Raw genomic sequence first — 22,141 nt, 5'->3', positions numbered from 1 at the left:
AAAATAATTAATCAAAAAGTAATTCATCAATCAAAAGGAGACCAATCATGGGACTAAAAGATCTATTTAAAGATGTTACCGATCTGGCCAAGGAAAGTATTGATTCAATTCAAGCAGATTTAGCTCTTAAAAAAGAAGAACAGGAACGGTTAAGAGCTGAAATGGATCAGCGAATCAAAACCTATACCGATACCCTGGTCGAGCAGCTGCTTAATCCGGTGGAGGCTCCTGCCAGCCCACTGATCAATGCCGGGGATGATGAGGTCACGATGTTTACCAGAAATTTCTCTGATAAACTCTTGCTACCTGCCAACAGCCCCGTTGCAACCAAAATTGAGATGTACCCCAATGACGAAAAAGCTTTGAAAAATGTCTTAAAAAATTTTCCAACCTATTCCATGCAGGAACAGTTCTTATTTCAATTCAAAGATTCCAAAGGTCAGATAATCCTACTCACCACCAGTCATCTTTATTTTAAAATTCTTTTCCCGGAAAACCCGTCATTTTTTGCGATAGGCTCCATTCCCCGTGAAAAGCTCTTTTGCATCACCATTAATAAGGGCGATGCCCACTGCAGCCTCCTTGTTAACGCCATCACCCTGATCACCACCCCGGCCGAAGAAATCAAATCCATCGACATCATCACTTTGACTGAATATCTCGGGCGTCTGAAAAACAATGATTTTGTCATTGATGATGCCCAGGTTGATGCTTTCATTGCTTCCAAACTGGATCCCACCACCCTGGAAATTGTTAAAAGCTTTCTAGAACCCGACGAAAAACTGGTCTATTTTGCCTGGGGGATGGGTAGCCTGGTTTCCAAAAAGTTCATCACCTGTACGAATCGCAAAATTGTGCTCTATGACCGCGATTTAGAGACGAAAAAAAGTTTTCCTTATGACCAGATTTTGTCTCTGACCACCCAACTGAGCACGGTTTCTTTTCTGGATTTATCACTCACCCTGGGGATGAACCCCAATGATACTGAAATAAAAACAGCCGATGCGATCGAAACCATCAGCATCCTCTATGCTGGCGAAGCCGAGCGGCTTAAAGCGATTTATAACACCTACAAGCCGGCTGAAGTTACCCCGGATGCTCCCGATTCGTCCGCTTCTGAAGCCTTTGAAACTGTCCCTCAAGCCACTCCACCGGCTCAAGAAGATCCGATTGCGCTGATCGAAAAATTAGCGGTTCTAAAAGAAAAGGGCATTATCAGTGAGGAAGAATTCAACCAGAAGAAAGAACAACTCCTGGCCAAATTATAAACAGCGGAGGTTGTTAATAAACTACCGCACCGACCAATTGCCGGTTATCTTTTTTGACAGCCTGAACAGAGACTATCCCTTGTAGGGATAGTCTCTGTTTTTTATCGACCTAGATGCTACACACATACTTGACTCGTATCGTAAAAGCGTACTCTTTGATTGATCGCCTTCTTCAATTGACTACTTTAGTTTCTAGTATTTATCAAGTTCCAAGTCGTCTAAAACAATCTTTGGCTGCGATCGCGCCTCTTTTTTATCATCAGTCTTGTCAAGGTAGCTCTCATTTCTCTGCTTGGTTTGATCCTTAAGCTTAAAGGCTCCGACCATCACCTTAAGCATTTCTGCCTGCCCCGATAATTCTTCACTGGATGCAGCACTTTCTTCGGCAGTCGCTGAATTCGTTTGAACCACCTCGGAAACCTGCTCAATGCCCTGGGTAATCTGGGCAATTTCGGCGGCCTGATCGTTGGAAGCTCTGGCAATGTTCCCCACCAAACTGGTCACCTTTTCAATTTCGTCTAATATTTCTTTTAAACTTTCTGCTGTTTGATCGGCAATTTTCGTCCCGACTCCAACCTTTTCGATCGATCCTTCAATGAGTCCAGTCGTTTCTTTGGCGGCTTCGGCACTCCGTGCTGCCAGGCTTCTAACTTCTTCAGCAACGACAGCAAAACCTTTGCCATGCTGCCCGGCCCGGGCTGCTTCAACCGCAGCATTTAACGCCAGAATGTTTGTCTGGAAGGCGATATCATCGATGACCTTAATAATTTTAGAAATATTACTGGACGATTCATCAATGTCCCCCATCGCTGAAATCATTTTTGCCATTTGCCCATTACCAACTTCGGCATTTTTTCGGACTCTTACTGCCAGCTCATTGGCGTCGCTCGCTCGGATGGCATTCTGCTTGGTTTCACCAGCTACTTCTTCAATGGAAGCGGTCAATTCCTGAATTGAGCTGGCCTGCTCAGTGGTTCCCTGAGCCAGTGCCTGACCCCCATCTGAAATCTGTCTGGCACCAATTTCTACATGCGCTGCGGCCACATCAATATCCGTCATGGTTGTACTTAGACTGGAACTAATACCATTTAACGCTTCTTTTATAGCCAGAAAGTCGCCGGTATAAACAGAGGTTATTTCTTGATCTAAGTTTCCCCGGCTTATTTCTTCAAGGGTACAAGTAATTTCATTGACGTAACGCTTTAAATTAACAATGGTCTGGTTCATATCTTCTTTAATAATGGCATGATCCCCCTGATAATCGCCGCGCATTGATGTATTTAAATTGCCTGCCGCCAGCTCTTTTAGCGTTTCTGACGCTTCGCTGATTGGACGAATTACAGCATCCAACGTCTCGTTGAATCCTTCAATGACTTTTGCATACTCCCCGGTAAAGCGTGTTTGATCACCTCTGAAACGCAAATCCCCCTTGACTGCCGTAGCAGTCATTTTTTGGGTTTCTTCCACCAGCAAAACAATATTTTCCATCATACCAATCAAGCTCGGAATCAGGGTATCATTGTCGCTTCGTTTACCAATGGATTTTAATTCTCTTAGGTCACTGAGTTCGCCGTCTTCAATATGATTCGCAATATTGACAATTTTTACCAGCTGTCCGTGAACCGCATTAATCCCTTCGCCTATTTCTCCATAAATCCCCAGATAGTGCGTATCAATACTCTGACTTAAGTCATTCTGACTCATTAATGACAACACGCGATTCCCTTCTTTCAGGGCCCCCAAGCCATCAATACAGGCGTTGATACTTAGCTTGAGTTTATCAAAGTCGCCGGCATAAGTTTGCGTAATTTTTTCCGGAATTTCTCCTTTTCCAATCCGATCCACATATTCCGCTGCCGTATTGATCGGTCCAACCACAGCATCAAGCGTGGCATTGACGCCTTCAACAATATCTTTAAAACCACCTTCAAAAGCCTTTGTATTACCTCTTGTCTCGAGCTTACCGGCCACAGCAGCTTGAGACAGGCGGGTTGCTTCCTCAATTAAGCCGCGGATGGTTTTGATGGTGTGTTTTAAGGCCGGGGTAATTTCGTCCAATTCGTCTTTTTCTTCAATATCGGCTGAAACATCACCCGAAGAAATCTGATTCATCGTGCCAATGACAACATTCTGAAGTTCATCAGCAAAGGTATCCATGGTCATGGCCATTTCACCAATCTCGTCTTGTGCATCCATGTTTAGGCGAATGCCCAGATGACCTTTTCCCATCTCTTTGATCATATGGTTCACACTGGCAATGGGTTTGGTGATTGACGTTGACAGTTTATATAAGATTACTCCCAAAATGAGAAAAACAAACAATCCCGCCAGAGCAATGAGCATAATATTTTTTGTGATTGCGGCTTGAACATTATTCATCGAATAGCCTATATTCAAAGCCCCTTCGAGTTCCCCATTGATCACAACGGGATATAAGACATCATAAACGTTGGCATTTTCCACTTCATCAAAAAACTCTTTGGCACTCATTTCACCATCAAGCGCGACCTTTTTTATGGTCTCATCGTCCTGATAACTTTCGCCAATGTCATCCTTGTTGTTATCCGCCACGCCGATCAAATCTCTGTCAATAAAGCTCGCATAAACAATGCTCTCGTCCGACACCAATTCATCAATCAAGGCCTGATACCCGAATTTTTCAGTTAATTCCAGCACCCGATCAGCCGATACTCCAGCTTGAATAAATTCACCGCTACTATTTCGCACATAACCATATTTAAACAGATTACCGGTTTCACTGTCAGCTCGGATTTCTTCCATCAGTTCTGTTGCCCCGCTGACCATAAAATCATGAATGGGGTGATCGGCGGGGACTGTCCATCCCATATATTCACCGTAAGCGGCATTAAAAATAGTTCCTGTCGGATTATACAGATAAATGGGATTAATTCCGGTTTGTTCCGACAACTGTGTTAAATATTCATCGTTGACCCGGTCCCGATTGGCAAAAATGATATTTCCGACACTGCGAATCTGGGTTTCTAGCATTTCATTCATGGTTTTAACGGCTTCAGTATTGTCTTCAATTCGATCAACAAAACGCTGCGATGATGAAAATCCATTCTCTCTCATTTCAGCCAACAAGCTGTCTCTGGTCAAATACGAAGATATTGCACCAATTAAAAAGACCCCTGCCAGTACGCAAATCAGTGGTACAATTAACAGCCTTGTCCGAATAGACTTTGATTTTCTCAAATGACTTTTATTCCCTTTCAAACCTCAACCTCTTTCTTTTGCTTCGATGACTCTAAATTTATTTCACTCATTATATATTATGGTAGTTCTTATCAGCAATGCATTTATGTTAAATTTTTTATAAAAGACAAACTTCTAGTCGAAGTTGTTAAACAGTACTTTCACTCATAGCGAAAACGATTTGCTAAACTAAACGATAAGTCCTTCATTAACTTTAGTCACTTATTCTACCCGTTAAATAAGTCAACTTTTATATCTTCTATTCATTATTAAACGCTTTAAAAATAGCCACACACATTAAAATAATAATGCCTAAAAATGGCAGTGCCATAATAATGGAGGTATTTCTCATGGCGACCAGTCCACCACTAAAAAGCAGTACAATCGCCATTAATGACAACAAGGTCCCCCAGATCATTTTAATTTTAGTATCCGGATTCAAATCCCCGTTTCGAGAGAACATACTGATGACAAAAGTTGCTGAATCTGCCGATGTTACAAAGAATGTGACAATCAGTATCGTTGCAACAAAGGAGACGATTTTCCCCATCGGCAAATAAGATAAGGTGGCAAACAAACCCACCGTCATATCATTTATAACCTGGGAAACAATATCAACACCCACAAAGATTTCGAAATACAAGGCCGTTCCGCCAAAAACGGTAAACCAGAGACAGCAAAAAACGGCGGGCAGAATAATCACACCCAGAATAAATTCTTTCACCGTTCGGCCTTTCGATATTCGAGCAATAAAGGTTCCCACAAACGGCCCCCAGGAAAGCCACCAGGCCCAATAAAAAATCGTCCATGCGCCAACCCAGGGATCTTTTTCAAACGGTGATAAGGCCAAACTCATTGGCAGTAAGTTCTGAATATAACCGCTAAGACTGACAAAGAAGGTGTCGAGAATAAAAACGGTTGGACCAAATAAAAATAAAAACAGCAACAGCAACACAGCAATAATAATATTGGTGTTGCTGAGTATTTTTATGCCTTTATCGATACCGGTTGCCGCGGAGATTAAAAATAAAACCGTAATAACAGCGATAATAATAACCTGGCTGCCGATTGAGTTGGGAACATTAAAGAGGGTATTTAAACCACCATTTACTTGCAAGGCTCCCATCCCCAAGGAGGTGGCAACGCCAATTACTGTTAAAATCAAGGCCAGGATATCAATCCCCTGTCCAATCGGCCCCTTGGTCTTTTCACCCAGCAGGGGGTAGAGGGTTGAACTGATTAAACACGGCATTTTTTTTCGAAAGGTAACATAAGCCAGCGCCAATCCGACGATAGCATAAATCGCCCAGGGGTGAAGCCCCCAATGTAAAAAAGTATAGCGAAAAGCCATCATGGCTGACTCAGTAGAGGACGGTTCAATCCCCATCGGCGGTTCGGCATAATGAAAAACCGGTTCAGCAACACCCCAGAAAACCAGCCCAATCCCCATACCAGCACTAAAGAGCATGGCAAACCAGGAAAAATTCGAATACTCGGGACGATCATCATCACTACCCAGGCGAATTTTTCCAAACCTGCCAAACGCCAGATAAAGAGAAAAAATTAAGATTCCCAGAACCGTTGCCAGATAAAGCCAGCCCAAATCATTGGTGATAAAAGAAAACATCTGACTGGTAATCTCCAGCAATTGTTCCGGAAATAAAAAACCAAAAATGAGAAACAGCAGAATAAGACCAATTGATATGTAAAATACCATCATATTCACTTCCTTTCTACTTCGTTATATGATAGAAAGGCGCCAAAATTTTAATAAAATTCTGGCACCTGTTCTGTAATAATTCTTTATTGTATCATCTTTTTTTCTATCCCAGTAGTTGTTTGCAGAGTTCCACGGCTTCATCGGCTGTTTCGGCCCAACCATCAGCACCAATGTCTTCACCCCATTTTTCACTGGTTGGTCCGCCACCAATGATAATTTTATATTGATCACGCAAGCCTTTTTGATCCAGATATTCGACCAGTACTTTTTGAGACTTCATCGTAGTTGTCAATAATGCGCTGGCAGCGATAATCTTAGCCCCAATCTCATCTGCTTTGGCTACAAAGTCTTCAGCCTTCTGATCGATGCCGATATCATAGACTTTAAAACCAGCAGAGGTTAATAGCGCGCCGACAATATTTTTCCCGATATCGTGGATATCCCCTTCGACGGTGCCAAGAACAATCTTACCCTTATCTTCATAAGCGCCTTCGCCTTCTCCTGCTGCCAGAACATCTTCCAGCACATCCATTCCCGCTTTCATGGCATCAGCGGCCATCATTACATCGGGTAGAAAGGCTTCGCCACTGGTCCACGCTGCCCCAACTTCTTCAATTCCTTTAATAAAACCAAGCTGTACCGCCTGAACCGGATCGATTTTTTCGGCAACAACCTTTTCGGCCAGCTCAATTGCTAAATCCTCATCACCATCGACAATTGCATCTTTAATTTCTTCAAATATTGGGTTCATTATTTTTCTCCTTTTTTCTTTTAATATTTTTTATTTCAATAATTCTTTCGATCGTTTTTCAATGAATGCTTCAACTTTTTCTTTGATTACCGGATCCAGTTCAGGCGGAGTGTAACTGGCCAGAACTTCCTGCCATTTTAATTTTGCCCGTTGATTGGTATCAAGCGAATCCTTTGACCAGCCATCAAAGGATTGACGGTCACTCAGTGCAGGTCTGAAAAATTCTGTCTTAAAGTTCTTACGAGTGTGTTTCTGCGTCAGGAAGTGACCACCTGGGCCAACCGTTTCAATCACATCATAGGCCATTTTTTCATCACTATCAGTATCAAATCCTTTGAGGTAACGTAGCACCATCCCGGCGATTTCATCGTCGACCATAAACTTTTCATAAGACATCGCCATGTAGTATTGAAGAATTCCGGCTGTATGCAGAACGAAATTCACTCCTGTGGTGCTGGCGGCAAAGAGAACCATCATCGATTCATAACCAGCCTGAGCATCAACAGTTTTAGCATCAGTTAAGCCCCCGCCACCTCGGCATGGTACGCCGTAGAATCGTGAGAACTGGGCACTGGCTGATGTAAACAAGGCATTCTCCGGATTTCCGATCGATAACGATCCGGTTGACATATCGGTTACTGCCGAGGTTGAGCCATAAACCACTGGTGTCCCCGGATTAATGCACTGAGTCAGGGTAATCCCGGCCAGTACTTCCGCATTCTGAAGCGACATGGCTCCAGCCAGCGTTGCCGGACCGGTTGATCCTGCCATAACCAGTGAAGCAATTACCATCGGCTGTCCAGCTTCGGCATAGGCCATTAATCCACCAAGCATCCGGTCATCATATTTAAGGGGCGTCACCGAGTTAACTAAGCAGATCAGGGCTGGTTTTTCCTTAATCACATCCAAACCGCCATGGAGGACTGCCGTTAATTCAATGCAATCTCGGGCGTGTTCATAACCAGAAGAACTGCCCATAAAACATTTATCTGAATTAATGATATGACTATAAGCCATTTTTAAATGTCTGATCTCATCTTCAACATCACTTGGTTCAACCACGGTCCCGCCGGTCATGTGCAAGTTTTTGCTGGCTCCGGCCAGTTTAACAAAATTGTTGTAATCTTCCATCGTGGCATCCCGTTTGCCGCCATCGGCATCATAGACGAAGGGTGCCCCATAACCGGGCATATACATAATGTTTTTGCCACCACAAATTAAATTGTGCTTGGGATTACGGGCATGGAGGGTAAATTGAGCGGGTGCTTTTTCAACCATGTTCTCGACAAAGTCCGGATCTAAAAATACCCGATGACCTTCAACCCGCTGACCATGTTTTTTAAACACTTCAATAGCTGGATCATAAGAGAATTCAACACCAATTTCCTGAAGAATTTTCAGGCTGTTTTTATGAATCTTATCAATTTGTTCATCTGTCAAGACATCAAATTTTGGTAACATATTGTAATACCTCTTTTCTAAATTTTTTAACCTTTGTTTGAAACATCTGCTGCCAGTAGGCTTTCGCCCGTTTCTTTAAATCCATTTTTATTAAGTTTTAACTGGGTTTCAGCATAGTCAGCTTTTAGCGCTTTAAGAATACTAAAACACATCACAATCATAACCAGCATATAGGGGAATGCCGCGACAATTGACGCTGTTTGCAAGGCTTTTAAGGCTGAAGTTCCACCCACAAGAATTAACATAATGGTGATTAGGCCCTGGGCAATACCCCAGCCACCTCTTAATTTTTTGTCCGGATCCATATCTCCGTCTGATGTCAGCATCGCTAAAACATAGGTTGCTGAGTTCGCTGCTCCAACAAAGCAGATTAAAATCAGGAAAATCGCTAGGATTGACGTAATGCCATAGAGTGGTAATTGTTGCAAAAGAGCGTATAGTGCGGTGGTATAATCGGCACTAACTGCCGCTTCGATTGCGCCACCGGAGATTGCATTTAAATTAAATGCAGCACCGCCGTAAATTGCAATCCAAATCAGAGAAAAACCAGAAGGAAGTAAGGCTACGGCTAAAATAAATTCGCGAATGCTTCTGCCTTTAGATACACGTGCAACGAACTGTCCCACAAATGGAGCCCAGGCAATCCACCATGCCCAATAGAAGACGGTCCAGCCGTTTAACCATTCAACATTCCCCATCCAGAAAGTTTGACCGACAATGTTCTGCAGATAAGCGCCTAATGAATTCGTGAAATTATTTAAAATAAACACGCTGCCGCCAAAAATAAAGATAAAAACCATAAATCCAATTGAAAGCCAGATTTTTATATTAGCTGCGACTTGCATTGCCTTATGCAGTCCTGATATTGTTGCTAAAGTAAAGATTGCTGTCATCACAGCAATAATGATCGAAATCACCATTGGCGAGGATTGAATCCCCCATATGTATTGCAAACCAGTAGCAATTTGAGTTGCTCCAAAACCCAAGCTTGTTGCGACACCGAAAATTGTTGCAAAAACTGCCAGAATGTCGATCGTTTTACCGATTGGTCCATGTATTTTTTCACCAATCAATGGATAGAAAGCTGAACTGATCAAGAATGGCAAGTCTTTTCTAAATTGAAAATATGCCAGTCCCAAACCGCCAATTGCAAAGACTACCCATGGATGCAATCCCCAGTGGAAGAAGGTGGTTCGCATGGCTATTTCCATTGCTGCCTGAGTTCCCCCTTCTCCAACGGGCGGACTCAGATAATGCATAATCGGTTCCGATACCGACCAGAATACCAAACCAATTCCCATCCCACCGCCAAATAACATTGAAAACCATTGGAAGTTAGTAAATTCAGGTTTATCATCATCCTTACCCAATATAATTTTTCCAAATGGACTGATGGCAACACCGATGGCAAACACAATAAATATCCCGACTGCCAATAAATACAACCATCCAAAAGACGTTGTAATAAATGAATTTAACAGATTAAATACGGCTGTAGTACCTTCAGTAAAAAGCATACTAGCTAATACAAAAACGATAGCGATTGCTGCTGAAATATACAACACTGTTCGATTCTTTGTCGTTTTTTCTTGCATTTTAGTTACTCCTCCTCTTATTTTAGATTTGGTTCAAAGTTTTTAGAAAATTTTCATCAGCGGTGTTTCCAGTGTCCCCAGTTTTGTTCCGGTGATCTTATTGCAATAAGACAACATCGCATCGGTGGTCGCAGCGGCTTGATACACCCAGGCGGCATTGGCCATTGGTCCATATAAAATAAAATCAGCACCGTGAGTCAATGGAAAAGTAAAGACCGAAGCGCCGGCCGCTTCAAAATAAGGACTGCCTTTTGATCGCATTTTTTTCCATAAATAGAGGGCGTTCGATGAAGCACATCCACCGGGAAAACCATGTTGTTCTTTAATATCTCGGATTGCCATGGCCGTCCAACTGCTACTGGCAACATCCAGAACCCCGGGATCAATCAGAAATTGCTCAACACCAGCTCGTTTAGCCTTGGTCAACAGCCCTTCGTTTTTTTCATCGCCGATCAGCAGTTTCACGCGTTTGGCTGGCTGTAAATGTTTTTTACTGAAGGCCAGAACAACCGCCGTCTTAACACCACACTCTTTCATGACTTCCAACTCATGCTCGGTACAACTTTCTTCCAATGAGTTGTAAATAATTCGACTCATCGCCACTGGATCGTTAGCAAAATGTTTGAGTGTTTCAATTCGCACCTCCGGGCTGGGGCTGTCAAGCAAAATTGGAGAAGTGGTGTGCTTTAGGACAAACTCGACATGTTTGGTCAGAGCGACCTCGGTATCCCCTAATACATCGACAATTCTGGGATTACCGGTTTCGGCTGATAGTTCCGCTTCTTTATCCAGTAAATCTTTGGCTGCTGTTTCATCAAACAACCCTTTTTCTGAATCTTTGGTTATCTTATGACCGCGATAAAAAATACTCCCAATTAAAACGGTGGGATACTCCCCAGGCTGTCCACCAATCTTAGTTCCATTAATATCATAAACAAACTGATCTGCTGTAAATCTAAACATTTTTGTCTCCTTCATAAACTTATAATTAATTATTGCAAAATTCACAACATAAAAAACAATTGTCCTATTCCTGTCTGTATTAGTCATGGACCCTGTTTTTTCTTTCTCGCAGCCTAAACGATTACACTTTTCTCCTTTCTTACTTATTTACGAGATGTTATGTTAATTCTTGCTGTTATATATCGCAATAATCGTGCCAACATGAATAAAAGCGCTTATTTCGATCAACTGGCTATTTGCCGTCTTTCGTAACGCAAATATTATTTCCAATAATGAAAAAGTTAGCTTTTATTTTTTCATTATTGGAAATAACTGTTTTTTTGCTCTTGTTAATTCGAATCATTTGATTTATCATCAAGTTGTAGTGATGAAAACGATTTTAACTGATAAGAATGATTGATTGATGTACTCTTAAATAAAAAACAGGCAATAAAGACCCCAATATAAATATAAGAACGAGGAAATAGCATGATAACAAACGAAATGAACCATAGTCCGGAATATGCGGACTATCTAAAAACCCTTTCCAGTGAATTTTTTCTGGATATCTTGGAAAACAGTTTTATTGAAGTCACCGTAACCGATAAGGATGGTAATGTTCTTTACGCCAATCCGGCCTGTCTGGAGTACCATGGGATTCCGGCAGAAAAAATGTGGAAACTTAATTTTTTAACCTCCTTCCAGGGCTTCTGGACACCGCCGTCCACTGCCACTGCCATTGAAAAAAAACACACGATTATCTCCCGACAGCGCTCTCTCCTGACCGACGAAGAGCACATTACCATTACGACACCGCTTTATAATCCTGATCACGAATTGGTTATGCTGGTTTATAACACCCTAAAGCGGGAATCTTTTGTTGAGTTTGATCTGGATTACCTGAATCAGGAAAAATTAACCGATGATGAGATTAAAGATAAAAAGGGCTCTCGGGAAGAGCGGACCAAAGCGAGTAACAATATTGTTGGTCGCAGTTATATTCTCTACCAGACTCTGCACAAATTGAAGAAGGCCGCCAAATCGGATATTCCGATTTTACTGCTGGGTGAAAGTGGGGTAGGTAAAAGTCTGATTGCCAAATTTATTCATGATTGCAGCCCCCGCAAAGCCAATCCCTTTATTTCCATCAATTGTGCTTCGATTCCCGACAATCTTATTGAAAGCGAACTCTTTGGGTATGTTCCCTATGCCTTCACCGGCGCCAGCCCCAAAGGCAAAAAGGGATTGGTAGAAATGGCCAATCACGGTACCTTGTTTCTTGATGAAATCGGAGAACTCCAACCTAATATTCAGGTCAAACTCCTGGATTTCCTGGAGAACCAGCGCTTTACTTCGGTAGGGGGATTAGAGAAAAAAATGGTCAACACCCGAATTATTACCGCCACTAATAAAAATCTGGAAGAACAGGTCGCCAAAAACGTCTTTCGGGAAGACTTGTATTGGCGCATCAATGGGATCACCCAAACGGTACCATCACTACGGGAGCGGCGGGATGATATTTTCCCCATTGCCCAGTATTATCTAAAGGAATACAATAAAAAGTATAATCAGAACAAGGTTTTTTCTAATCCGGTTATTGAAGCCTTGATCCAATATGACTGGCCGGGAAATGTCCGTCAGCTAAAAAATGCCGTCGAGCAAATGGCAGTCATGAGTCTTGGCAGTGTTATTGGCAGTGACAAATTGCCTGAACAGGTAGCTGCCTTTGTAACAAAAGAAAGTATTAATAAAAAGAAAATCATTTTTGATGATCTGGTGGAAAATTATAAACGCGGAATTATTGAAGACTATTATGAAATTTACGACAATATAAACGATCTGGCCGATTCTTTGGGCTTAAGCCAAACCACCGCTTATCGTCTGGTTAATAAATATGTCAAAAAATAGCAACACCACAAGCAAGGGGCCCGGAAACGCTCCTTGTTTGTGGTGTCTCAATTTGTATGGGTCACCCCATTAATTATAATTAAAACGACTTCCAATCAAAATATCAGGGAACGATCTTTTGACCAAAAGGATTTTTTGTCCCAGCTGAACTCTACATCGGCATGAATCTCCAAAAAGTAATCCTGTATCAAACCGTTCAAATCATCCAAATTGTCAAAACGATTATCCTTATTCAAAGCTTCTATCCACATGCTCTGTCCGCCACAGGCATCACTTAAATGAACCTTGTAGTCCAGATCGCGCTCTTTAATGCGGCGGTTCACTTCACTGATATTGTCCCAGGTAATAATCATCTCCAGATACTCCTTTCCTAATATTTACTTGATCACTATTTGATCTCTATTAGATAGTTTACCCCCGTTAGTCAACTTTATTCAAAATTTAACCACTTATTATTTTTTATATAACAAACGGTCGACTAGTTGATCCCGGCGGCGCAGCATCTTTGGGGACAACTTTTATTTCGATAGCTTCAAGCCTTAAGCCCTTCCCTTGCGTTCCTGAACTTGCGCCATTTTTAGCCCAGTCCAGCCAACCATAGTTCTGACTGTGAACCCGGTAATAAACATCATAGTTGGGTGCGTCCGCTCCGGTGAGCCGAATTTGAATGGCCTCTAATCGTAGCGATTGACCGTAGGTTCCACTGGTTTGGCCGTCACTTTTAAAACCCTGCCAGCCAATATTTTGAACATGAGTCTGGTATTCAATGCCAAGATTATAACCTAATTTATCGGTCTTGATTTCGATGCCTTCCAGCCGTAACGACTGACCGGAAGTGCCACTGCTCTGGCCATCACTTCGCCAGCCTTGCCAGCCCACATTCTGGACATGAGTGCGATAGGTAATGCCTGTTGTTTCATTAGAAGTGATCGAGGCTACTGCTGTATTTAACTGAATCAAGCCGCTGCCATAGTAAGAATCACTGCCTGCTGTTCCTAAATCCAGGGCCGTGCTTTTAAGAATGGTCTCAACTGTTTCAGCCGTTAAACTGGGATCGGCTGCGATCAGCACCGCACAGGCTCCAGCGACAATGGGACTGGAAAAAGAGGTACCACTGGCATACTCGTACCCGCCGCTTTTGGCGGTGGTTAAAACAGATTGACCCGGAGCACACAAATCCACCCGGTCATTGTATTGCGAAAACGAAGCCCGGAGATTGTCCTTATTGATGGCTCCCACTGAAATGACATGGTCGTAAGATGCCGGGTAGGAATACTGACCCACCCGGACATTCCAGGATTCGCCTTCATTTCCTGAAGCCGCCACCACGATTTTCCCGGCGCTGACAGCCTCATTGACAGCCACCGCCAGAGAAGAAAAGGTTCCATAACCACCAAAACTCAAATTAATTACCTTAACCTCTGGCCGCTTTGCCGCTTCGAGTAGTGCCGCACAAATATAAGCCACGTCCAGCTTAGTATCGCCACTGTATGTACCACCCGCCCGGTAGGGGGCAATTTTTATATTGGCTAATCCGGAGATCCCGGCAGTGCCAACGCCATTATTAGTAACGGCTGCAATGCATCCGCTAACCGCAGTCCCGTGACCTGACAAATCGACAACCTGGGGCTTTCCGGCTACAAAATCATATCCCGTAACGGTATTGCCGATAAGATCTGGATGACTAAGATTTAAACCGGTATCAATGACCGCCACCACTACTGGGTCAGCGTTCGAAATCTGATCCCAGGTCTGGTCAGCACCAATCCGACTAAACTGCCAGGCGGCACCACTCACCACATAGGGATCGCTAGGAAGGGCGCTCACTTCGATTTTGTCGTTTTTATCCACTGCCAACACATTAGGATTTTGTGCCAGATTCGCCATCATGGCCTCTGCATCTGTTTCTTCGCTGACTTCAATAAGATCCACCCGATTGGAGACCTGCTCACCGGCAACAACCGTTTCGGCCGTTAAAGCCAGGTCTTTAACATTATCTTCCCCACCCTCTTTATAAATAACAACGATCTGCTGATCCAGGTTTTCATCGGTATTAATCTCTGGTATCTGTTCTAAGGTTTTGATCTCAGTGGGTGTTTCGCTTCCCTGTTGTAATCCTTCGTTTAACGACATACTCTGATCATCCGGTGTTGTCTTCAAAACGGATTGACTACCCGGATTAACTAAGTCTTCTGCTTGACTTCCCGCTGGAAACAGCAAGAAGAAAACAATCATTATTGCCAGCCATCGTGTTATTTTTAACAATTTATTATTCATGCTGTTCACCCTTCGCACCGCTGGTATGGTTTTGTTCTTATCATCCTTTTATGATGTAATGCTTTATTTCTGTCGTATCTGCTCTATTTAGGATATATTACTATAACATAAGTTCTTTATATTCTGCTATCATTTCAGATAATGCTTAAGGATTTTAATATTAAACGCTGTGTTCCTACTACTCACTAGGACAATCGGACAATAATCCGGTGCAACACATCCACCGTTTCCTCCAGGTTTGTTGACGCATCTTTGATATGATGATAGACTTCGCGTTTTTTTATCGCTGTCATTGGATCAGCCCCGGCAAATACAAACACCATACCATCCATGTAGAGCTTTTCAATTTCTCGGTGGGTCGCTCGCATTTTAACCACCGCTTCTTCCGACTTACCATGATTCTTTTTCAGATCGCTGACTGCTTCGGCAAAAATTTCTACCCCTCTTTTTAATTGTTCAACCATACTGATAATGGTATCATTGGCTTTCACATCAAAGGTCTTCATTGAAACCAGGGTTGATTGGGCATATTTTAGAACTCGATTCATACCAACTGATATCGAGTAAATATCACCGCGGTCAAAGGGGGTAACAAATGCTTCGGTCAGGTTTTTTTCCATCTCCATCCGAATGGTGTCCGCTTCTTTAACGCAGTCCAACAATGCCTGGCTGTCTTTGTCGGCACTACTATTCAACCAATTGTACAGGGCTTCCACCCCGGATGCATTGCTTTGCGCCTGCATCAACAGCATCTGATGAAAATGATACTTAATCGGAAAAATCCGATCAATAATATTTCTTTTTTCCATTATTCTATTCTCCCTCTAGATAACCTTAAAAATCATCGTTGTTATGGTATAGATCAGGGCCGATACTACTGCTGATAAGGGAATGGTGATGCACCACGCGACCAGAATTTCTTTAACAATTCCCCAATTCACCATTTTGTATTCATCTCCGGCGCCAACACCCATAATCCCGCCGACCACCACATGGGTGGTGGAGACCGGTGCCCCAACCAGGGTTGCTCCGAAAATCGAAGCCACCGAGGACAATTGCGAATTTAAGCTATGCAGCGGCTTAATATCAAAAATCCCTCGCCCCAAGGTCTTCATAATGCTCCAGCCACCCAGCAGGGTGCCCAGAAACATGACAATTCCGCCACTCCCTCGTACCCACAGAGGCGCCGTGTGAATGGCAGTTCCGCTCCACGCGGCCAAAGCCAGCGTAAAAAGTCCAATAATTTTTTGGGTATCATTGGATCCGTGGCTATAAGAAAGACCCGCCACGACTAACCATTGTATTTTATTAATCTTCCTGTTAATAGAAACCCTGGCATTTCGCAAAATAAATTTCGTCACTTTTTCCAGAAAAAACGCAATCATAAAACCGATAAACGGTGATAAAAACAAGGCCATCATCACTTTTACAATCCCGGTAATTTGGTGACCCTCGCTAACTAGCTCCGCCCATCCCCACAAAATGTGTTCGTATCCTGATGATACCATCACAGCACCGATTATTCCGCCAACTAATGCATGGGTGGAACTGGAGGGCAAACCTAATTTCCAGGTAATTAAATTCCATAAGGTGGCTCCAAAAACAGCAGCAAACAGAACCGTTAATAAGGCGGTGTCAGTTGGCAAATCAATTAACTCTGAGATAGCATCCGCCACCAAGTTCCCACCAATCACTGCTCCGACCAATCCAAAAAAAGATGCCACTGCAATTGCCTGTTTGGGACTGGCCGCTCCGCAATTGATAAAGGTGGCTACCACTGAACTGGCATCATGAAGCCCATTTGTCAAAGCAAAAATAAGCCCGATTATTATAACTGAAATTAATATGATTGTTGCACTGACCGTTATCATTTTTTTGCTCCTATATATATATTTGTTTCTCACATTTATTTTTCCTACTATATCAGCACATTAGCAAAGACGCAACAAGAACTGCGCTTTCCCAAAAAAAATGTCTCAATCGGCCCAAAGGCAAATTGAGACATTTTGGTTTCTCGTTAATTGAAAAACTTCACGTTGCCGATCGTTCCATCCGTTAAAAAAACGATCTGAAGCATAGTGCCATCCTGATTGATCCACACCCTTATGTAGCTTAACTTATTATCTTCAAAGGGAATCTGGGTGACACTGGTTTCGGTTCCCTCTCCGCCTAGAATATTTTTTACTTCATCATATGTGGCACCCTCAGGTATACTTTCTGCCTGTTCCTTAGTCACTGCTTTCGTTGTTAAAAAAGCCAGATCTTTAGTCAGTGAATAAAACAAGGTTTTACTTGTGGCCATTCCATTTTCATCAAACATAACACTCACCCCAAAACCGGTATCATTATTCACATACGTAAAGACATTCCCAATTTGAGTGCTTTCGGTTGGCGTAACGCCTAATTCCGCATCCACCTGTTGCTTTGTCTGGTCCAATTGCACCGCATCATAAAACTCATAAACAGTATCTCTTGAAAGATTAGACTGACCAGCACTACCACTATTCGCATTACTGCCGCAGCCTGACAAGACTAAAACCAACGTCACGGTAATTCCTACCACTAAAGAAAACTTTAATCGATTCATTTTATGATCCTCATCTTTCTTTACCCAAATTACTGGAATCAGTATAATGTACACGCTTGTCAAGACACGAAATTAGAAATTTTTAGATAAATCTCCTTTCGCGTTTTGATTAGGCAGCCAATGCCATATTTTCATAGAATACAGCTGCCGGTGTTTTGTAATTGAATCGCTGGTGACCTCGCTCATTGTTATATTTAGCGATGTATTCCTTTGTCATGGCTCTCACTTCAGTGACGGTTTCCGGGTACAGCAAATACAGGCGTTCCCATTTATATGATCGAAAAAACCGTTCAATGGCAATATTGTCGGTAGCACGGCCTTTACCGTCCATGCTGATTTTTGTCGTTTTAAAGCTTTTAATCAGGTCAATATAGGCATTTGACGTAAACTGACTGCCCTGGTCACTGTTAATGATCTCAGGTGCACCATAGGTTTGAATGGCGGTTTTTATAACACGGGTGACCATGTCGGTTTGCAAGGTGTTGCTGATGGTGTATCCCACAATATAACGGGAATACCAGTCAATAATAGCGGTTAAATACACAAATCCATTTGGGGTTCCTATATAAGTAATGTCAATGGACCACACCTGATTCGGTTGGTTAATTTCAAGATTTCTCAGCAGGTAGGGATAAGTTTTGGCTGCTTTGGCTCGCTTACTCAGATTGGGGCCGGGATAGAAACAAACAATATCCATTTCCATCATATAACGCCTGACAAGACGCCTGCCTACTTGATGAAAGCCCAGTTTATGCAATTCATTCCTGATTCGTCTGACGCCATAGGCTGGCTCCTCAAAATGAATACGATCAATGGCGTTTTTGATATTGATTTCATCTTTGGATGGCGCAACATCTATGGGTTCATGATAAGCTGTTGATCGCGATAGCGTCAGAAGTTGGCACTGTTTTTTTATGGTTAAGAAAGGGTGCTTCCAATCAATTAACGTTCTTTTTTCTTCATTTGAGAGATTTGGATTTGTTTTTTTTTAAGCCAATCGACATCCAATGTTAATTCGCCTATTTTCTTTACGAGCAGCTCCTTTTCATCTTCATGCTCTTGTTTGAGTTTGTCAACATCTTCATTTTTCTTATTGAAGACGGCGGACATATTGGCGATAAATTCGGTTTTCCAGCGGCTTAATAATTGCTGAGATACATCATACTTCTTAGAGATCTCGGCTAACGTATTTTCTTCTCTGAGGATTTCCAGCACGATGGCTGCTTTTTCCTCTGGGGTCCAGGTTCGTCGTTTTCTACTCATGTGTATAGTTTATCTTATTTTCTGGATTTTGTGTCCAACTATTTGTGGACATTATACAGAATCTGTTACCGCCCGATTTAAGTTTTATTTTATTACCCAATTATAAACTAATCAATCATTTTCTTTTTCCGCCTGCTTCTGACAGACTTATCAGCCCTGTTTAAACTTATTCATTTATACCAACTTTTCATTAGGATCTTCTGACTGAAAATAAATTAGACATGGACGATCTTTTGTTTTTTATGCTATTATACTATAAAACAAGAGAATGAGGATAACCAGATCATGAACACAAGAGACAAAATATATAACACCGCCAAACGGCTCTACCTGGAAAATGGTTACGCCAACACCCCAAACACCATGATTGCCAAAGAAGCTGGTGTCAATCTGGGTTTAGTCACCTATTATTTTAAGACCAAAGATATCATCGCCAGCGACATGCTTAATAATAACTATGAAACACTGTACTCGCATCTGCTTAAATATCTTCCCACTGACGATGAACTGTTGCAATTGATAACTTTTTTTAAGTTACATTTTAAATTAACCGAAATTGACGCACATTACGATCGATTTATTTACGAGATGAACAAATTTGATCTGCTGGAAAAAGCGACCCGAGATGGAAATCTCTTTGAGCTTTATAAAACCTTGGTTAACCAGAACGATCAAATAAAAACAGCGGATAAAGAACGGCTCTGTGATTGTGCGGTAACAGCATCTTTTGGGGTTATTCGAGCATTGACCATGAAGCAGTATGAAAAAGAAATCCTCCTCACAAAAGAAGAACTCTTCGATCTGTGCATCAATCAAATGTTTTATTCCTTGAAATTTGATTACAATAGCCTGTTCCTTAAATCGTTGCTCAGTTCTGCTAACTGCACCATTGATCGATTACTAGAAGAGTATCCCCAACTCAAGGAAGTTAATAATTATTTATATATTGAAGAAGCTCCTATTGTTTGCAAACAATAGGAGCTTCTTCTTTTTTTTATTTTTCACAGTATTTAATCGTTTTCTTAAGTCTGTTTTTAGTTTATATATATTTTTTTACGAATTTAATTGACTTTTTGCTCTTGATGTTTTATATTTAAATTGCTTACAAGCAACATCGTAATGTAGCCTCAAAATTTAGACGCAACGTGCTTAATTTTATCCTGTGAGGTAATTGAAAAATGATAATTATGGGATCTGTTAAAAAATATCAGACAAACTTCAAGTAAACACCCCTTAGCTTAAGGCATTTATTAGCAAATTTCATGCACACACATGAAAATGACTAATCTAAAGCTGATATCATCTGATATCACAAATAAATCAAATCAGGAGGAAAAAACATGTCAAAAATTGAAGAAGTCAAAGCAAAGGTCGAAGCAGGAAAGTCTAAATTGGTCCCTGGTCTGGTCCAGGAAGCCCTGGATGAAGGCAGTGCACCAGGTGAAATTCTCCAGGCGATGGTCGATTCCATGGGTGTCGTTGGGGACAAATTCTCTTCTGGCGAAATTTTCGTTCCAGAAATGCTCATCGCTGCTAAAGCCATGTCAAAAGGGGTTGAGGTCTTAAAGCCACTGATGGCCGGCGATGGTTCTGCCTCCCTGGGCACCTGTGTCATCGGTACCGTGGCCGGAGATCTTCACGATATTGGCAAAAATCTGGTCTCGATGATGATCGAAAGTGCCGGATTCGATATGGTTGATCTCGGTGTAGATGTACCAGCCGATACCTTCGTTTCAGCAGTTAAAGATAATGACAATGTGAAAATTGTCGCGTGTTCGGGTCTGCTGACCACAACTATGCCCGCCTTAAAAGAAGCCGTGGCAACCGTTAAAGCGGCTTGCCCGGATGTTAAAGTTATTGTTGGCGGGGCCCCGGTAACGCCGGAATACGCCGCCGAAGTCGGTGCTGACGGTTATGCCCCAGATGCCGGTAGTGCGGCTGTTAAAGCCAAGGAACTGGCCACCGCTTAAGTCTCTATTGCTCCCTTAAACAAACGCATTTCATACAAAATTTATTTAAATCAATCTACCAAAATTTTAGGAGGTATTGCAATGTTAACAAAAAGACAAAACTTGATGGAAGTAATAAAGGGTGGAAATCCGGACCGATTTGTCAATCAATACGAATTTATGGATCTAATTATGGAGGCCCCTATGGATCTTCCCCTGGCTCCGGCTCCCGGCACCCGGGTTAAAAACAAATGGGGGATCACCTTTGATTGGCCTGCCGATCAAATCGGTTCCTTTCCGATGCACGATGAAGAACACAAGGCACTAAAAGATATCACAGATTGGAAAAATCAAGTCAAAGCGCCTTCTGTCTTTTATACCGATGAAGAATGGGCCGCCGCCGAAGCGCATGCAAAATCAGTGAATCGAAATGAAAAATTTGTCACCGCCTTTTGCGCCCCAGGGATTTTTGAAATGACCCATCATTTAATGAGCATGGAAGATGCCCTGATGGCCTTATATGAAGAACCCGAAGCAATGAAAGAGCTAATTGATTACGTTGTTGACTATGAGCTGGCTTATGCGAAAGAAGTGGTCAAGCACATTCATCCCGATGCATTATTCCATCATGACGACTGGGGCAGCCAAATTTCTTCTTTTATTTCACCTGAAATGTTTGATGAGTTCATCGTTCCCGCCTACAAGAAGGTCTATGGATTCTGGAAAGCAAATGGTGTCGAACTGATTATTCACCATAGTGACAGCTATGCTGCCAATTTGGTTCCCTTTATGATTGAAATGGGTATTGATATCTGGCAGGGTGTGATGACAACCAACAATGTGCCGGAGCTGATTAAAAAATACGGCGAAAAAATCACCTTTATGGGTGATATCGACAGTGGCCGCGTTGATTTCCCCGGCTGGACCCGAGAAAAAATCTATGCGGATACAAAAAAAGCCTGTGAAGAATGTGGCAAGCTTTATTTTATTCCATGCTTAAGTCAGGGTTTAAACATCAGCTCTTTCCCTGGGGTTTATGAAGCAACCAGCGACGTGATTGACCAGCTCAGTAGGGAAATGTTCTAAGTAACGCGTTCTTGCACCGTAGTGTTAGCAAAATGAAGCTAGTCATTCTGTTACTGCACCTCTCAATTGAATAAAGAATTTGCTCAAGCCAGGTAAGCTCTATCCCGATTAGGAAACA

General features: G+C 42.3%; 16 protein-coding genes and 1 pseudogene. 5 read left to right on the top strand and 12 right to left on the bottom strand.

Annotation, left to right across the window (positions count from 1 at the left end; genetic code table 11):
• Positions 1-47: 47 nt before the first annotated feature.
• Entirely contained in the window at positions 48-1,268 is a 1,221-nt protein-coding gene (locus DOZ58_RS18720) for an SHOCT domain-containing protein (protein WP_204355419.1), read from the top strand.
• Positions 1,269-1,460: 192 nt separating this feature from the next.
• On the opposite strand, the gene DOZ58_RS14730 is transcribed toward DOZ58_RS18720, so the two are convergent.
• From DOZ58_RS14730 to DOZ58_RS14705, 6 genes and pseudogenes are all read right to left on the bottom strand, one after another.
• The gene (locus DOZ58_RS14730; RefSeq protein WP_242988520.1) at positions 1,461-4,361 is read right to left on the bottom strand and encodes a methyl-accepting chemotaxis protein; all 2,901 of its coding nucleotides are present in this window, start codon (positions 4,359-4,361) and stop codon (positions 1,461-1,463) included.
• Positions 4,362-4,743: 382 nt separating this feature from the next.
• Positions 4,744-6,204, bottom strand: a complete 1,461-nt coding sequence (locus DOZ58_RS14725) for a BCCT family transporter (RefSeq protein ID WP_305781825.1) — start codon at positions 6,202-6,204, stop codon at positions 4,744-4,746.
• 103 nt (positions 6,205-6,307) lie between these two features.
• Complete coding sequence (locus tag DOZ58_RS14720) at positions 6,308-6,955, bottom strand: B12-binding domain-containing protein (RefSeq protein WP_111888985.1); 648 nt, start codon at positions 6,953-6,955, stop codon at positions 6,308-6,310.
• Between the two features lie 30 nt (positions 6,956-6,985).
• A pseudogene (locus tag DOZ58_RS14715) lies at positions 6,986-8,428 on the bottom strand (trimethylamine methyltransferase family protein); the annotation flags it as partial.
• Between the two features lie 14 nt (positions 8,429-8,442).
• A complete protein-coding gene (locus DOZ58_RS14710) occupies positions 8,443-10,011 on the bottom strand; it encodes a BCCT family transporter (protein ID WP_242988519.1) in 1,569 nt (522 codons plus the stop codon).
• Positions 10,012-10,053: 42 nt separating this feature from the next.
• Positions 10,054-10,974 (bottom strand): tetrahydromethanopterin S-methyltransferase subunit H, encoded by a 921-nt coding sequence (locus tag DOZ58_RS14705; RefSeq protein WP_111888983.1) that lies wholly within the window; start codon positions 10,972-10,974, stop codon positions 10,054-10,056.
• Between the two features lie 468 nt (positions 10,975-11,442).
• On the opposite strand from DOZ58_RS14705, the gene DOZ58_RS14700 reads away from it, so the two are divergent.
• Complete coding sequence (locus tag DOZ58_RS14700) at positions 11,443-12,861, top strand: sigma-54-dependent Fis family transcriptional regulator (RefSeq protein ID WP_111888982.1); 1,419 nt, start codon at positions 11,443-11,445, stop codon at positions 12,859-12,861.
• 95 nt (positions 12,862-12,956) lie between these two features.
• Here DOZ58_RS14700 and DOZ58_RS14695 read toward each other — a convergent pair whose 3' ends face one another.
• From DOZ58_RS14695 to DOZ58_RS14670, 6 genes are all read right to left on the bottom strand, one after another.
• Positions 12,957-13,214 carry a hypothetical protein gene (locus tag DOZ58_RS14695; RefSeq protein WP_111888981.1) on the bottom strand — a complete coding sequence of 86 codons (258 nt, stop codon included), beginning with the start codon at positions 13,212-13,214 and terminating at the stop codon, positions 12,957-12,959.
• Positions 13,215-13,320: 106 nt separating this feature from the next.
• Positions 13,321-15,138 carry a S8 family serine peptidase gene (locus DOZ58_RS14690; protein ID WP_242988518.1) on the bottom strand — a complete coding sequence of 606 codons (1,818 nt, stop codon included), beginning with the start codon at positions 15,136-15,138 and terminating at the stop codon, positions 13,321-13,323.
• A 185-nt stretch (positions 15,139-15,323) separates the two neighbouring features.
• Positions 15,324-15,947: a DUF47 domain-containing protein gene (locus tag DOZ58_RS14685; protein WP_111888980.1), complete on the bottom strand. Its 624-nt coding sequence runs from the start codon at positions 15,945-15,947 to the stop codon at positions 15,324-15,326.
• A 15-nt stretch (positions 15,948-15,962) separates the two neighbouring features.
• The gene (locus DOZ58_RS14680; protein ID WP_111888979.1) at positions 15,963-17,009 is read right to left on the bottom strand and encodes an inorganic phosphate transporter; all 1,047 of its coding nucleotides are present in this window, start codon (positions 17,007-17,009) and stop codon (positions 15,963-15,965) included.
• A gap of 146 nt (positions 17,010-17,155) precedes the next feature.
• The gene (locus DOZ58_RS14675; protein ID WP_111888978.1) at positions 17,156-17,725 is read right to left on the bottom strand and encodes a hypothetical protein; all 570 of its coding nucleotides are present in this window, start codon (positions 17,723-17,725) and stop codon (positions 17,156-17,158) included.
• A 109-nt stretch (positions 17,726-17,834) separates the two neighbouring features.
• Positions 17,835-18,988 (bottom strand): IS3 family transposase gene (locus DOZ58_RS14670; protein ID WP_256372196.1). Its coding sequence is split into 2 segments (ribosomal slippage): positions 17,835-18,706 and positions 18,706-18,988, totalling 1,155 coding nucleotides; the frame shifts between segments, so codons are not numbered across the junction.
• Between the two features lie 285 nt (positions 18,989-19,273).
• On the opposite strand from DOZ58_RS14670, the gene DOZ58_RS14665 reads away from it, so the two are divergent.
• From DOZ58_RS14665 to DOZ58_RS14655, 3 genes are all read left to right on the top strand, one after another.
• Entirely contained in the window at positions 19,274-19,966 is a 693-nt protein-coding gene (locus DOZ58_RS14665) for a TetR/AcrR family transcriptional regulator (protein WP_111888977.1), read from the top strand.
• A 362-nt stretch (positions 19,967-20,328) separates the two neighbouring features.
• Positions 20,329-20,958 (top strand): corrinoid protein, encoded by a 630-nt coding sequence (locus DOZ58_RS14660; protein ID WP_111888976.1) that lies wholly within the window; start codon positions 20,329-20,331, stop codon positions 20,956-20,958.
• A gap of 81 nt (positions 20,959-21,039) precedes the next feature.
• On the top strand, positions 21,040-22,023 hold the full coding sequence (locus DOZ58_RS14655; protein ID WP_111888975.1) for a uroporphyrinogen decarboxylase family protein: 984 nt from the start codon (positions 21,040-21,042) through the stop codon (positions 22,021-22,023).
• Positions 22,024-22,141 lie beyond the last annotated feature (118 nt).

The organism is Acetobacterium sp. KB-1 (genome assembly GCF_003260995.1).
GTDB classification, from domain to species: domain Bacteria; phylum Bacillota; class Clostridia; order Eubacteriales; family Eubacteriaceae; genus Acetobacterium; species Acetobacterium carbinolicum.
Note: the sequence above shows the minus strand (reverse complement) of the source record. Positions and strands in the feature narration are given on the sequence as shown.